Here is a 13,580-nt window from a genome sequence, read left to right on the forward strand (position 1 = left end):
CCGGTTCGGTGAGCCCCGGTCACCCGCGCTCCTGCGGGTCGATGTTCCCCCGCGAGGGTGAGTTCCCACGGCCGTTTCCGGGCGCTTCGCGCCCGAAAGGCTCACCATGCGCTTGAATCATCTCGACCTTCAGGTCACCGACGTCGCCCGCAGCGTCGAATTCTTCGAACAGATCTTCGGCCTCGAGCTGCAGTCGAACCGGCGCTCGCCGGCGATTGCGATCCTCGGCGACGGGACCGGCTTCGTGCTGGTGCTGCAGCGGCGCGACGCGGTCTGCTACCCCGAGGGCTTTCACGTCGGCTTCCTCGTGGAGGACGTCGCGCTCGTCCACGCAGCACACGCCCGCGCGACCGCGGCTGGCCTCGAGATCTCGCCCGTCGAGGTCGACAACCGCAGCACCCGCACCTATTGCCGGGCGCCCGACGGTTACCTGGTCGAGGTCGGCTGCCCGCGGACCCGCAGCGGGTGACGATGCAGCGCCGAACCTCGCGCTCCTATTAGCGCTCGTGACCCGAAGTCCTTCGGGGTCGGACGGCGGCACCAGGCCTCAGGTCCGCAAGGACAAGGCGCCCGTCCACTGCGGTGGGCGCCGGTGCAGCGGAGTGCGGCTCGCGCTCGTGCTAGCGAACACTTGCGACTCGAAGCCCTCCGGGGCGTCGTGGCGCAGGCACCGGTCGCCGCAGGCCGGCGGGGACGAGGCGCCCGCAACCTCGCGTGGATCGGCGACTTGGCTGGGCCGACACGATCGTGCTAGCGAACACTTGCGACTCGAAGCCCTCCGGGGCGTCGTGGCGCAGGCACCGGTCGCCGCAGGCCGGCGGGGACGAGGCGCCCGCAATCTCGCCTGGATCGGCGACCTGGCTGGGCTGATACGAGGTACTTCCTCGGGCTCGTGCAGCGCGACACGATGGGGCTCGACGAGCACTGGCGGGCGCGGGCGCGCGGTGGAACGTGCGGGGGGAACGATGCCATGCTGCGAGCAATGCCGCCGTGTATTTCGGAGCGTGCCCCAGAGAACGACACCTGCGAGGGCCATCCCGTCCTTCTTCCTGACAGCCTTGATCGTCTTCGCCGGCTGCGCTCGTCCCAGCGTCAAACACCGCGCGGAGGAGCCACCGGCAGCGCCCTCTGCAACGCCGGCCCCGCCGGCTGCATCGACTCCGACCTCCTCGAGCGGGAGGCAGAAGCCTGCGCCAGCTCTTCGTGCAGGAACGTGGGCGCCGAATGCTTCGCGATCGACGCCGCCGCCCGATGAGCCGCCATGGGGAACGTTGGCCGACGGCGGCCAGCTACTCATGCAGGAACGTGGGCGCCGAATGCTTCGCGATCGATGCCGCCGCCCGATGAGCCGCCGCGCGTCGACGTAGAAGCGCAGGCGGGCCGGGTTCAAGCCCCAGGGCATCGGCGTCAATCCTGGAGAACTTCGAGGAGTTCATTGGATGCCCATAAGGACATGTCTTTGGAGTCATCGCCGATGGCGATGAGACTCACCGGCGGCAGGAGCCGGATGGATGCCCATAAGGACGTGTCTTTGTAGACATGTCCTTATGGACATGAGATTCATCGCAGCGCGAGCGCGCGTTGCAGGCATGAGGCGCTGCGGCGCGAGCGCGCGTTGCAGGCATGAGGCGCTGCGGCGCGAGCGCGCGTCGCCGGCACGAGGCGCCGGTTCGATCAGCCGGCGGCTGGAGGCGCGAAGGCGCGGGTGACCAGGGCCTCGAGGGCGGCGGCGTCGTGGTCGCCGGTGACCCGGCCGAGGGTGCGCTCCATGTCGCGGATGATCGGCGGGAGGGCGCGGCGGCGCTTGCCGCCGACTTCGGCCTCGGAGGCGATCCGGTCGGCCGGGGGGCGCCGGGGCCAGGCCACGAGGTCGGCGGCGCGGGCGAGCTCGTCGCGCTGCTCGGGGCCGAGGTCGGCGAGGGCGCGCAGGGCCAGCTCGTCGAGGATCTCGCCGGCCAGCGCGAGCTTGTCGCGCATGTACTCGTAGACCTCGTCGGGGCTCATGTCGCGCACGAGGTCGAGGTAGAGGGTGGCGAGCACCGACGGGATCACCGGCAGGAGCACGTTGACCGCCCGCGGGGTGTTGTCGGCGCGGCGGGCCCACTCGCTCAGCAGCTTCTGGGCGCGGAACTGCAGCGCCGCGAACTCGCGGCCGAGCAGCTCGAAGCGCTCGTGCTGCTCGCCGGGCAGCTTGTAGAGGCCGCGGAAGAAGTACTGGCAGACGAACGACCAGTAGACGAAGTCGTCCCAGTAGACCTTGGCCGGCAGCACGCGCGGGCTGCCGTAGACCGGGGCGGCCTTGCGGTAGGTCTCGCAGGTGGTGTCGAAGAACTGCAGGTAGACGCGATCGAAGCGCTCGGCCGCGGCCGCGAAGTCGCCGCCGCGCAGGCGGGCCTTGACGATCTCGACGGTGAAGGAGGCGGCGAGGGCGATGAAGTCGGAGCCCGGCGAGTAGAAGGGGTCGGAGAAGGCGCCGGCGTCGCCGAGCAAGGACCAGCGCTGCGGCGAGAACATGCGCGCGGTCGCGTGGCTGTAGTGCTTGAGGGTCAAGAAGTCGACCATCGGCAGGTCCTTGATCTGGGCGAAGCAGCGCGGCTCGTGCTTCTCGACCCAGGCGAGCGCGCGCTCGCGGGTGCGGACGGTGTCGAACGGGTGCAGCTCGTCGTGGACGACGATGCCGATCGAGGTGTGGGCCTGGCCGTCGTCGCCGGGGGCCAGCGGGATGTACCAGAGCCAGTAGCCGGGGCCCATGAAGTGGACGGTCGAGTACCAGCGGATGTGCTCCGGGTCGCGCTGGTGCCACGCGGCGGCGCTCGCGGGCACGAGGTCGGCGACGTCGACGCGGCCGGGCACGCGCCACCAGGCGGCGTTGGCGAGGTGACCGCTCGGGCGCGTGAGGCCGAGCTTGGCCCGCAGGAGGCCGCGGCGGCCGGTGGCGTCGACGAACCACCCGGCCCGCAGGGTCCGCGGGTCGCCGCCGCCGTGGGTCTCGAACTGGACGAGGTGGTCGCCGTCGCCCTCGGCGAGCTCGACGTCCTTGACGACGCAACCCTCGATGAGGGTGACGCCTGCCTCTTCGTTCATGTCCCGAAGATCCTGTTCGAGGCGGCCGCGGTCGAGCTGGAACGAGGGGACCTTGGCCCGCTCGGGCGGGCCGATCTCGGTGCGATCCTCGAGGGCGTGGGTGTGGCCGCCGCCGGGATAGAAGCGCAGGCCGTTCTTGAGGTAGTGCTTGGCCCGCAGGTACTCGTCGAGGCCGAGGACGACGCTGAAGAACTGCGAGGACAGCTCGACCGAGGACTCGCCGACCTTGTGCGCGGCCACGGGCAGCGGCCGTCGCTGGCGCTCGATGACGGCGACGGTGGCCTCGGGGAGCTCGCGGCGGAGCAGGCGAGCGAGAGCTTGGCCGGCGAGTCCGCCTCCACCGATCACGACGTCGAAGCGCGGGGGGAGCGACGAATCAAGGTTTTCCTGGGACATGGGGCGAGAGCGGGGAGGGAGAATAGCGGAGGGCGTCGCGGGTGGTGCGTGCGTTCTCGCGCCCGTGAGCGTGTCCTGGGGGGCGCCGGCGAGGTTCGGAGGCGCACGTTCGCCGGGCTCGGCGGTCAGGATATGCTCGATCGGTGATGGCCCGTCGCAGTGTGTTCGTGTTCGTCCTCTTCTCTTTCGCGTGCGGCGATCCGGGGACCGGCGGCGAGACCGCGACGGTCGGGACGACCACGAGCGGGACGACTGCGACGACGACCACGAACCCGACGACGACGAGCTCGGGGACGCCGACCACCGGCGGGACTGCGACCGAGACCGAGAGCGGGACTGCGGCGCCGACGACGTCGACGAGCGAGGCGACGACGGCCGTGACGGGGACGAGCGAGCCGGTCACCGGCACCAGCGCGACGTCGACGATGACGACCGGGCCGGACACGACGACGTCGACGACGTCGACGAGCGAGCCCGAGACGACCGGCGGGACGTCGACGACGACCGGCGGATCGTCGACGACGACCACCACCGGCGCGGCGGACGAGCCGCCGCCGCCGCCCGACATGCTGGCGGGCTGTCAGACCTGCGACTGCTGCGATCCGTGGTGGATCTCGTGGGACGAGGTGCCCGGCGCCACGCACTACAAGGTGCGCTGGAAGTGCTCGATCAACCCCGAGCAGGTCCACGACGTCGGCGCGGTGACGATGATCGCCGACGTGTGCAACGACATCGACATGTGCAACGGGATGTGCGCGTTCACGGTCGGGTACGTCCGCGTCGAGGCCTGCAACGACGACGGCTGCTCGGCGCCGGTCGACATCCCGGCCCCCGGCACGCCGATCACCTGCGGCGGCGGGTGCTGCTGCTGAGATCCGCGGTCTCTTTGGTCATGTCGTCAGGGACAGGTTTTTTGGGGCATGCTCGATCGGGCATGTCTCTGCGGGCAGATGATCGATCGCCGGGGGCGCGGGCGTGACGGGCTCCGCCGCGGCGCTCGAGGAGCGCCTGCTCGAGGACCCGGACGACGCGGGGGCGTGGGGGGCGTACGCGGCGTGGTTGCGCGCGCAGGGCGACCCGCGCGGCGACTGGTTCGGGTTCGAGGCGCTGGCGGCGACGGCGGAGGAGCGCGCCCTGGTGCCGGGCTGGCTGGCGCGCGAGCAGGTGCACCGGACGCCGGTGGGGGCGATGACACGCGACTGCGAGTGGCGCCACGGCTTCGTGGTCGGGGTGAGGTTTCAGGTCGGCGGGCGCAGGGACGCCCGGGTGCTGCGCGAGCTGATGGCCGACCCGCGCTCAGGGCTGGTGAGCCGGCTCGAGCTGGTGTTCGCCGAGGAGGCGCCGGCGCGCGGGCTGTCGCTGCTCGCGGAGGTCGAGCTCGGCCGCCTGCGCTCGCTGCGAGCGCGCTATCAGGGGCGCGGCAACCAGGTCGCGCGGGCGCTGGCGGGGCAGTCGGCGCTGAGCCTGCGGATCCTCGACCTGCGCCACTCGGGGCTGACCGACGAGGGGCTGGTCGCGCTGGCCGGGTGCGAGCGGCTCCGCGGGCTGCGGGCGCTGTACCTGCAGCGCAATCGCTTCACCGCGCGCGGTGTGTCGGCGCTGGCGCGGGCGCCCGCGCTGGCGCAGCTCGAGGTCCTCGATCTGCGGTACAACGCGATCGAGCCGGCGGGCGCGGCGGCGCTGGCCGATTCGCCGCACCTCGGCGGGCTCACGGCGCTGCACGTGCACGCCGAGGAGCTCGAGCCGGAGGGGGTGCGGGCGCTGGCATCTTCGAGGACGCTGCCGCGCGATCTGGTCCGCTACTGGCGGGGCCGGGAGGGGCGATGACGATGAAGCGAAGCGACGCGCTGCGCTTGCCGGGGTCGACGAAGCTGTCCGGCGCTCGAGGATGGTTCTGGCGCGCCCGGGAGGGGCGATGACGGGCGATCGCGGCGACGCGCTGCGCGACCGGTTCTTCGCGCTGCAGGGGCTCGAGGAATCGGCGCGGGAGTCGGTGCGGCGGCAGCTGCTGGGCGAGATCGACGGGCTCGACGCGGAGCCGACGGCGCGGCTCCGGGGGCTGTCGTTGTCGCACTTCCCGACGGTCCGGTTCAGGCAGGTGCGCTTCGTCGCGGCGGAGCTGCTCGACGCGTCGGTGCGCCCGCGCTTCGCCCGGCCGTGCGCGGCGCTGCCGGAGCTGGCGGCGGCGTTCGTCGATCCCGAGGAGTTCGGCTACCACTGCTTCGAGAACATCGTCGGCCTCGATCGCCTGTTCGCCGGGCTGCACGCGGGGGCGATCCGTTTCACCGCAGCGCAGCGAGTCGGGGCCGGGGTGACGCGCCTGCGTGCGCGCGTGTCGGCGGCGGTGGAGGCTCGACTGGCCGAGCTCGACGGGCTCGGGCTGTACACGCGTCCGCTCGATCGCTCGCGCGGCGGCCTGCGCTTCATCTTCCACAGCGCCGAGCTGGCGGCGGCGCTGACGGCCGCGCTGCGCGAGGCGTTACCGGCGGAATTTTTGCAGCACTTCGTCCACGTCAATCCGGTGTTCCGCTGCAACCGCTTCGAACCCGGGGACGCGCCGTTCGCAGCGCACGTGGATTCGCCGTACTTCGACCGCGCGCGCCGCCAGGTGTCGAAGTACACGCTGCTCCTGTACCTCACGCCGGGCCGCGGGGAGGCGCCGCTGCGCTTCGTCGACGGGCCGTCGATCGGCGAGATCGAGGCGATGACGGCCTTCGTGTTCGCGCAGGGGCTCGCGCACGAGGGGCGGCCGTATGCGGAGGGGCGCAAGGTGTTCCTGCGCACCGAGCTGGTGTTCGAGGAGCGCGAGATCGAGGACGCGCCCGCGATCGGCGAGGTGTTCGCCAGGGCCTGCTACCTCGACTGCGAGAGCCTGTTCGCGCCGGAGCTCGCCGCGTCGGCGCGCGAGGCCTACGAGCGGGCCGCGACTGCGCACTGGCGTGGGCCGCCGGGAGCGGTCACCGGCGAGCCATTCTTGCACAAGCAATTCCGCGGGGCGCACTTCGTGACCAACGGGTTCGACTATTGGTGCTTGCGCGAGTCGTTCTCGCCGGTCGAGGGCGCCGCGCTGGTGCTGCTCGACCTGCTGAACGCGCACATCGGCGGGGCGCCGTTTCGTCGGCAGTGTCGGTCGCAGGTGCTCGGCGGTCGCGCGGCGGAGGAGCGCGGGTGGATCGGCGAGCTCTTGCGTGCGCAGGAGCGGCCGCCCGAGCCGGTGTTCGCGCGGCTGAACAAGGCGGCGCTGTGCCCCGAGCCCGAGGTGCCGGAGCGTGCCATGGAGCTTCCGAGCTCGCCGGACTTTCAGGACGCGTTCCCGGCCGACTGGGACGCGACGCGGAGCGATCGCGTGATCGCGGTGTTGGCCCGCGCCCGCCGCTGGGCGCTTCGGCGGATCTTCGCGGCGCCGATCACGATGCTCGGGCAGGAGCTGTTCCTCGACCCCGCGCGCTTCGTGGTCGCCGGCGACAGGATCCACGTGCTCTCGCGCGAGCGGTTCGGGCCGGTGCACTTCGCCGGCGCGGTGTTCTTTCAGCCCGAAGACTTCGTCGGGGTCGAGGTCACGGTCGACGCGTTGCAGCCGCTGGTGCCGCCGATCGAGTTCCGCGAGGAGGGCGAGCTGCTGCACCTGCGCTGCGATCTGTTCCGCAACTCGTGGCTGGTGAGCCACCAGCGCGAGGCGGTGCCGGTGCCGCGGGTGCTCGACGGTCAGGACGTCGAGCCCGAGGCCTCGCCGTGGCTGGACGCGGCCGGGCTCGACCGCGACCGGCTGCGCGCCGAGACGGACGACGAGCCGCCGCGGATCAGAACTTCGCGCCGAGGATGAGGCGGGCGTCGAACATGGCGGCGACGCCGGCGCGGCCGATGTCGAGGGTCACGCGCGGCTCGAAGCCGAGGAGGAAGTGGTCGCCGATCATGCCCTGGAGGCCGGCGCCGATCGGGACCGCGAAGGCGGCTCCGGTGGAGTCGAGGCTGCTGCTCGAGCGGTCGCTCGCCACGCGGATGATCGCGAACCCGGCGCCGAGGAGGACGTAGCCGAACAGCTTGTCGCTGCCGCTGCCGAGCCGGACCTCGCCGAGCGCGCGGACGACGTGGGTGCGGAGCCTCTCCGTGTACCGGGTCAGGGTCTCGTCGGGATAGAACGAGGTGACCTTCTGTTGGTTGACGAAGTGCTCGAAGGTGAAGCCGTAGGCGCCGATGAAGCTCGAGTTCCGCGCGGGGATGATGCCGCCGATGCTGACGCCCCAGCGGTAGAACAGCGCGCCCGGCGAGCGGAACGGCACTGCGAGGAGGCCCGGAGAGACCAGCAGATAGGCGCCGCGGTCGTGGAAGCTGCCGGCGTCGTCCTCGACGCGCTCGGCCCGGCGCGCGGCCCTGGCGGTCTCCGAGCGCCGTGACGGAGCGTCGTCGAGCGTGGGGTCGCTGCGCCGGGTGACCACGTCGAGGCGCACCGCGGAGATGTCGGACTTTGCGAGATCGGAGACGGCGCCGTTGGGCTCCTTGATCGCCACTGTGGTGGCGTCGTGGCCGAGCACCCGGCCACGCATCTCGCGGCCGCGAACGGTGAGGATGACGGGTCGGTCGACGTAGGCCGGCCAGTCTGTCTCGGTCGGCGGGGGCGGCTCGGCCGGGGTGGGCGGATCGGCCGCGGGCGGGGCAGCTGCGTCCGGTGAGGTGGACGCTTCGCCGGCGAACGGATCGGCGGCGTCGTTGACGGGCGCCGCGTGAACGGGTGGTACGACGAATACGACGAGGCTGACCGCGACGGCGGCCGCCAGGGGACGGAAAAACATGGCGCGCAGACTATCAGGTCGGCGCTGCGTTTCGCGGTGGGACTCGCGGCTGGATCACGATTGGTGTGGCTCCAGACATGGCGCGAGGGACAGGTGCGAATGAACATTGTCCTCGGGGCGCGGCGCTCGCTAGCCAGGGGGGCGGGTCGATGTCTGCGATCGGCGTCCCTGCAGTCGACTTCGTGGATGTGCGGCGTCGTGGGTACGGCCCGCGGAGCGGCGCTCAGGTGCGCCAGCACTCGACGCGGTCGATGGTCTTGTGGCTGCGATTGTCGACGGCGCTCCAGTAGACGATGCAGCGCTTGCCGGCGATGAAGGCGCTCTGGAGGAGCCCCAGGAGCTCGGGGTAGAGGGGATTGTTGCGCCACAGGCAGGCCCACGCCGACTTGCCGGGGATCGACGGTTTCATCTGCACGCACGGGCCGCGGCCCTGGACGGCGCTGTCGAGGTGGATCAGGTCGATGCGGCCGTGGTTGTTGCCGGTCTGGTACTCGTCGTCCTCGTCGGCGCGGGCGCGCCCGGGCGCGGCGAGGACGAGGGCGAGGAGGGCGGCGCGGGCGAAGTAATTCATGCGGGCGTTTTCTGGGCGAGGGGCGGCGCGGCTCCACCGGCGATCGGGCGGCGGCTGCGGGCGATCGCGCGCGACGCGGGCGGTCCTGCGGGCGTGCACTGCCGTTCGCGGGGGCTGTGATCGCGGCGACAGGGGACCGGCGCGGGGCGAGCCCGGCGGGCGCCAGGTCCGTGGCGGGTCGCGCGTCGCTGGCTGCGACTCCAGGTAGGATCGCGGCGATGTTCGTCTCGCGTCGCGCCGCCTGGTTCCTGCTCTCGCTGTCGTTCGCCTGTCAGGGGCAGGTCGGGGAGCCGACGGACACGGCGAGCGGGGCGACCTCGATGTCGTCGACCTCGAGCGGGTCGAGCTCGGGCTCGAGCTCGACGACGCCGACGACGACTTCGGGTCAGAACACGACGGTCGACGACGGCTGTGCCGCGCACGCGATCGGCGACTGGGGCAGGTGCGCGCCGGGCAACCTGGCGGGCTGCGAGTGGGAGGCGAGCGGCACCAACGGGGAGCTGCTGTGCCTGGCCCCGACCAGCGGCGGGCTCAGCGTGTGCGGGATCCGCAACTGCATCGACGTGTGCGACTGCTTCGCCCCGCCCGCCACCGGGACGGCCGTGCCGGTGTGCGCGGCCATCCTCGGCAGCGGCGCCAACGGCTGCGCCCTGTACTGCGCCGGCGGCCAGATCTGCCCCGACGGGATGAAGTGCCAGTCGGGCTATTGCTACTGGGAGGATTAGGCTCGGCTGCCCTGAGGGACATGTAGCCGTGTCTATGGACATGTCCTCGAGGACATGTCTACACGTCCTCCGGGTGTCGCGGTCGACATGTCCCGGAGGACATGTCCCGGGAGAAAGTTCACCTGCCCGAAGAACCAGGTGACTGGCGGGGCTGGGCGGCGGCCCGGCGGACGACGACGTCCTGCAGGGCGTGGCGCATGTCGCGGAGGATTCGCATGCCGCGGAGGTCGAGGTCGAGGTCGACGAAGGCGCGGGCGAGGTCGGGGCGCACGCCGCAGAGGACGCACTCGGCGCCGAGCAGGCGCACGGCCCGGGCCATGAGGCCGATGGCGGCGGCGGTCTGGTCGTCGCAGTCGTCGAGGCCGGTGAGGTCGAGGATGACGTGGCGGGCCCGCGTGCGCGCGAGCTCGCCGAGCAGGCGCTCGGTCATCTGGGCGCTGCGCTCCTCGCCGAGGATGCCGATGATCGGCAGGGCGAGGACGTCGCTCCAGACCTCGAGGACAGGTGTGGACAATCGCTCGACGCTGCGGCGCAGGCGGGTGATGAGGGCCCGGTTCTCGCGGTCGAGCTGCTCGAGCGCGGCCTTGGCGTGGGCCAGGCCGTCCTCGACGCGGCGGCGGTCGGCGGCGTCGAGGGCGCGGGCGACGGTGTTGGCGAGCGAGGCGGCGAACATCTGCTCGTCGCGCGTGAACTGGCGGGCGCCGCCGACGTGCTCGTTGCAGAGGACGCCGACCAGCCGGCCGCGGCGGCGGATCGGGGCCTCGAGCATGGCGCCGATGCCGAGCGGGCCGAGGTAGACGCGCGACAGCTCGCGGGTGTCCGGGTGGGTGTGGGCGTCGGGGGCGACGAGCGTGCGCGACTCGCCGAGGGCGCGGAAGTAGGCCGGAAAGTCGGCGGCCTTGAGCCGCAGGGCGTCGGCGCGGTGCTCATCGCTGCTGCGGAGGTAGAGGTCGGAACATTCGATGGCGGCCTGGTCGGCGGTGTAGATCCAGACCGAGGCGCGCTCGGTCCGTAGACCCTCGCCGGCGGCCTCGGTCACGATGGCCAGGGCGCGGTCGAGGTCGCCGGCGTCGATCGACTCGCTCCGGGCGACGCGCAGCAACAGCTGGTCGTGAAGCTCCAGCAGGGCCTCCCGATCGGACGCGAGGTCGTGTCGTGGCTCATCCACCATCGCCACTTCCCTCTATCACACCGGGGCCTATCGGCGAATCTGCCGGCGCTCCGGCGACATGAGCGAACGCGCTCATTCAGTGTACCAGGGGTACAGGGTGACGTCGCCGAGGTCGTAGGTGCCGTGTCCGTCGAGGACGACGGTGACCGCGTCGAAGCGGACAGTCGACCCACCCGGTACGCCGGGGCCATGGTTCTCGTCGACCCCGACGGCGATGGCGCCGGACGCGAGCCCCCTGGCGCTGAAGCGGCCGGCGGCGTCGCTGCGCACCAGCTTCTCGCCGACCCATACGGGCACGCCCCGGACTTGCCTTCGGGACAGGCCGTCGGGGACGAGCCGACCGCGGACGGTGTACGCCTCGGGAGCGGACGGTTGTTCGCCGCGGCCGAGCAGCCAGTCGTTCCCGCCGCTGCCGTGGGCGAGCAGCAGCGGTCCGCGCGGACCTCCACCGGCGAGCAGGCTGAGATCGAACCCGCCCGCGAGCGAGATCTCGACCTGCGGCGCGCCCGTGGCCGGCTCCAGGCCGACCAGGACGCCAGCGACGCGACTGACGTAGACAGCGTCATGATCGGCGAGCAGGACATCGGTGCCGAGGCCTTCGCGCCGCCACAGCTCGCGACCGCTGGCCAGGTCGTACGCCCGCAGAGCGGCCTTGTGCTGGTGGCGCTTGGCGGGGACGTCGAAGGCGAACAGGCGGCTGTCCTCGAGGACAGCCGAGGCGACGCCGCCGTCGATCGGATCGGCGTCCCACACGCAGCGCTCGCCGCCGCCGCCGATCCGCCCGAGCTCGGCGCCGGTGGCGGGATCGAGGCGACGGTGGCCCTGCGGCCCGGGCTCCTCGATGACGAGGGCGCCGTCGCGGGCGACGACGCCGCAGCCCTCGCCGACGGCGACGTCGGACCAGAGGATCGCGCCGGTGGTCGGATCGAAGGCGAGGAGGCCGCGGTCGCCGCGGACGTAGCCGCGCTCGCCGTCGGTCCACAGGCGACTGGCGCGGGTGAACTTGAATTGCTCGCCGCCGGCGATTCGCCACAGCTCGCGGCCGTCGGCCAGGCCGAAGCCGATGATCGCGTCGGCCTGCTGGCCGTAGATCTCGGCGACGAAGGTGCGCGGGGCGACGAACTGCTCGTAGGTCGAGCCGTAGTTGGCGAACGCGATCTGCCAGCGGATCTTGTAGCCGGCCCGCTCGACGGCGACAAAGCGCAGGCTGCTGCCCCAGCCGCCGCGCATGAGCAGGAGGTCGTCGCCGAGTCGACGGATCGGGATGAAGTCGCGCAGACCCTCGGGCAGGCCGGCGGTCTCGAGCGCGTCGGGCAGCTGCAGGACGTCGGCCTGGACGTCGCGACCGTCGAGCCAGTCGTCGCCGATCGGCCACCAGCGCTCGGCGTCGCCGTACCCCCCGATGCGCTGCACGAGCGCGAGGTTGGCCAGCGGCCGCGTGGGGGCGTGACGCGGGGCCGGAGCGGCCAGCACCGGCAGCTCGGCCTTGCCGGGGACGAACGGGGTCCAGACGTCGAGGTCGACCGCGTCGACGGTGGCGAACGGGGCGACGACGCAGCGCAGGCCGCTGTCGGCGGCGGCCATGTAGTAATTGGCCTCGTTGGCGAGGTCGGGCAGGGGAGGGTCGCGCCAGCTGCCGCCGCGCAGCCGCTGGCGTTCGCCGTGGGCGACCCACTCGGCGACGTTGCCCGCGAGGTCCTGCACGCCCTCGGCGCTGGCGCCGGCAGGGTGCTGTCCTGCGGGACAGGTGCCGTCGGCCTGGACGCAGACCCGCGACGGATCGAGCGGGGCGGCGCCCCACGGCCAGGGGTTGGCGAGCCGCGAGCGCGCGGCGAGCATCCACTCGTCGTTGGTGGGCAGGCGCTTGCCGAGCCAGCTGCAGTAGGCGCTGGCCTGCTCGAACTCGACGCAATTGATCGGGTGGTCGCCGCGGTCGGCGCGGGTCAGGTTGCACTCGGCGACGTCGCCGACGACGGTGGGCGTGCAGGCGCCGGCGTGCACGCAGGCGCCGTAGGCGGCGGTGGTGACCTCGGTGACGTCGATGCAGAAGCGATCGACCTTGGGCAGGACTGCGAGGTTGGCGTCGACCGCGACCATGCCCGCGGGGCACTCGGGCTGCGGCTCGCGTGGGTGCTCGTGCGGAGCGCAGGCGAGGAGCGCGACCAGGCCGAGCCAGCGACGGGTCATGCGAGGACGCTAACACGGGCCCCGGGCGGGCGCGCGCGGCGGGTCGGCCCGAAGGTCACGCGGCGGCCGGGAATGCGCGGGGCCGTCGATGCGTTGCGGCCGGCAGCTGTGGGATACTCGCGGAGCAACCGGTCATGCCGACGCTGATCTCACGCGACGAGGCGCTGCGGCGCATCGAGGCCGAGGGGGGCCAGCCCGAGTGCCTGATGTGCGCGATCGTCCGCCGCGAGGTCGGGGCGGTCCACGCGATCGCCGAGGACGCGTCGATGCTGGTGATGCTGCCCCGCTACGTCCGCCGCTGGGGCCACGTGATGGTGGTCCCGAAGCCGCACGTGACGTCGTTCGCGGAGGTCGACCCTGCGCTGTGGGCCCGCGCCAACGCGCTGGCCCACCAGGCGGCGCGGATGGTCGAGCGGGTGATGCGGCCGCGTCGCTGCTACGTGGCGTCGACGGGCAGCAGCGCCGGCGAGATGACGCAGACCTCCCGCCACTTGCACGTGCACGTGATCCCGCTGTACGAGGCCGACGACCGCCCCAGCGACGTGTTCTCGTGGAGCGAAGGGATCTACGTCGGCGCGCCGGCGGAGTGGGCCGAGCTGCAGGCCCGCTACCGCGAGGCGTGGGAGGCGAGCTGAGCCCTCCGGCGAAGGTCGCGT

11 protein-coding genes are annotated in these 13,580 nt (G+C 72.3%); 6 read left to right on the forward strand and 5 right to left on the reverse strand.

Going from position 1 to position 13,580, the window contains the following annotated elements; genetic code table 11:
- The first annotated feature begins 106 nt into the window (after window positions 1–106).
- Window positions 107–469 carry a VOC family protein gene (locus O0S08_RS14035; RefSeq protein ID WP_269039626.1) on the forward strand — a complete coding sequence of 121 codons (363 nt, stop codon included), beginning with the start codon at window positions 107–109 and terminating at the stop codon, window positions 467–469.
- A 1,205-nt stretch (window positions 470–1,674) separates the two neighbouring features.
- Here the strand turns inward: O0S08_RS14035 and O0S08_RS14040 are convergent.
- Entirely contained in the window at window positions 1,675–3,480 is a 1,806-nt protein-coding gene (locus tag O0S08_RS14040) for an NAD(P)/FAD-dependent oxidoreductase (protein ID WP_269039627.1), read from the reverse strand.
- A gap of 146 nt (window positions 3,481–3,626) precedes the next feature.
- Between O0S08_RS14040 and O0S08_RS14045 the strand changes: the two genes are divergently transcribed.
- The 3 genes from O0S08_RS14045 to O0S08_RS14055 all read left to right on the forward strand — a co-directional run bounded on the left by O0S08_RS14045 (window position 3,627) and on the right by O0S08_RS14055 (window position 7,303).
- Complete coding sequence (locus O0S08_RS14045; RefSeq protein WP_269039628.1) at window positions 3,627–4,352, forward strand: hypothetical protein; 726 nt, start codon at window positions 3,627–3,629, stop codon at window positions 4,350–4,352.
- A 103-nt stretch (window positions 4,353–4,455) separates the two neighbouring features.
- Window positions 4,456–5,307, forward strand: a complete 852-nt coding sequence (locus O0S08_RS14050) for a leucine-rich repeat domain-containing protein (protein WP_269039629.1) — start codon at window positions 4,456–4,458, stop codon at window positions 5,305–5,307.
- Between the two features lie 88 nt (window positions 5,308–5,395).
- Window positions 5,396–7,303: a hypothetical protein gene (locus tag O0S08_RS14055; protein WP_269039630.1), complete on the forward strand. Its 1,908-nt coding sequence runs from the start codon at window positions 5,396–5,398 to the stop codon at window positions 7,301–7,303.
- On the opposite strand, the gene O0S08_RS14060 is transcribed toward O0S08_RS14055, so the two are convergent.
- Together O0S08_RS14060 and O0S08_RS14065 are read right to left on the reverse strand one after the other, a co-directional pair.
- Complete coding sequence (locus O0S08_RS14060; protein WP_269039631.1) at window positions 7,281–8,270, reverse strand: hypothetical protein; 990 nt, start codon at window positions 8,268–8,270, stop codon at window positions 7,281–7,283. The genes O0S08_RS14055 and O0S08_RS14060 overlap by 23 nt on opposite strands.
- Before the next feature lie 223 nt (window positions 8,271–8,493).
- Window positions 8,494–8,841, reverse strand: a complete 348-nt coding sequence (locus O0S08_RS14065) for a hypothetical protein (protein ID WP_269039632.1) — start codon at window positions 8,839–8,841, stop codon at window positions 8,494–8,496.
- Between the two features lie 218 nt (window positions 8,842–9,059).
- Here O0S08_RS14065 and O0S08_RS14070 point away from each other — a divergent pair, with 218 nt between their 5' ends.
- Entirely contained in the window at window positions 9,060–9,566 is a 507-nt protein-coding gene (locus tag O0S08_RS14070) for a hypothetical protein (RefSeq protein ID WP_269039633.1), read from the forward strand.
- A gap of 118 nt (window positions 9,567–9,684) precedes the next feature.
- Here the strand turns inward: O0S08_RS14070 and O0S08_RS14075 are convergent, their stop codons facing one another.
- Window positions 9,685–10,737: a GAF domain-containing protein gene (locus tag O0S08_RS14075; protein WP_269039634.1), complete on the reverse strand. Its 1,053-nt coding sequence runs from the start codon at window positions 10,735–10,737 to the stop codon at window positions 9,685–9,687.
- Window positions 10,738–10,809: 72 nt separating this feature from the next.
- Complete coding sequence (locus tag O0S08_RS14080) at window positions 10,810–12,924, reverse strand: SUMF1/EgtB/PvdO family nonheme iron enzyme (RefSeq protein ID WP_269039635.1); 2,115 nt, start codon at window positions 12,922–12,924, stop codon at window positions 10,810–10,812.
- Between the two features lie 134 nt (window positions 12,925–13,058).
- On the opposite strand from O0S08_RS14080, the gene O0S08_RS14085 reads away from it, so the two are divergent.
- Window positions 13,059–13,559: an HIT family protein gene (locus tag O0S08_RS14085; RefSeq protein ID WP_269039636.1), complete on the forward strand. Its 501-nt coding sequence runs from the start codon at window positions 13,059–13,061 to the stop codon at window positions 13,557–13,559.
- Window positions 13,560–13,580 lie beyond the last annotated feature (21 nt).

This window comes from Nannocystis punicea, assembly GCF_026965555.1.
Lineage (GTDB): Bacteria > Myxococcota_A > Polyangia > Nannocystales > Nannocystaceae > Nannocystis > Nannocystis punicea.

Bases quoted from the DNA above. Each gene is read 5' to 3' on its own strand.
- O0S08_RS14045 (WP_269039628.1), top strand. From the start codon at position 3,627: ATGGCCCGTCGCAGTGTGTTCGTGTTCGTCCTCTTCTCTTTCGCGTGC.
- O0S08_RS14070 (WP_269039633.1), top strand. From the start codon at position 9,060: ATGTTCGTCTCGCGTCGCGCCGCCTGGTTCCTGCTCTCGCTGTCGTTC.
- O0S08_RS14040 (WP_269039627.1), bottom strand. From the start codon at position 3,480: ATGTCCCAGGAAAACCTTGATTCGTCGCTCCCCCCGCGCTTCGACGTC.
- O0S08_RS14075 (WP_269039634.1), bottom strand. From the start codon at position 10,737: ATGGTGGATGAGCCACGACACGACCTCGCGTCCGATCGGGAGGCCCTG.
- O0S08_RS14060 (WP_269039631.1), bottom strand. From the start codon at position 8,270: ATGTTTTTCCGTCCCCTGGCGGCCGCCGTCGCGGTCAGCCTCGTCGTA.
- O0S08_RS14035 (WP_269039626.1), top strand. From the start codon at position 107: ATGCGCTTGAATCATCTCGACCTTCAGGTCACCGACGTCGCCCGCAGC.
- O0S08_RS14085 (WP_269039636.1), top strand. From the start codon at position 13,059: ATGCCGACGCTGATCTCACGCGACGAGGCGCTGCGGCGCATCGAGGCC.
- O0S08_RS14080 (WP_269039635.1), bottom strand. From the start codon at position 12,924: ATGACCCGTCGCTGGCTCGGCCTGGTCGCGCTCCTCGCCTGCGCTCCG.
- O0S08_RS14065 (WP_269039632.1), bottom strand. From the start codon at position 8,841: ATGAATTACTTCGCCCGCGCCGCCCTCCTCGCCCTCGTCCTCGCCGCG.
- O0S08_RS14055 (WP_269039630.1), top strand. From the start codon at position 5,396: ATGACGGGCGATCGCGGCGACGCGCTGCGCGACCGGTTCTTCGCGCTG.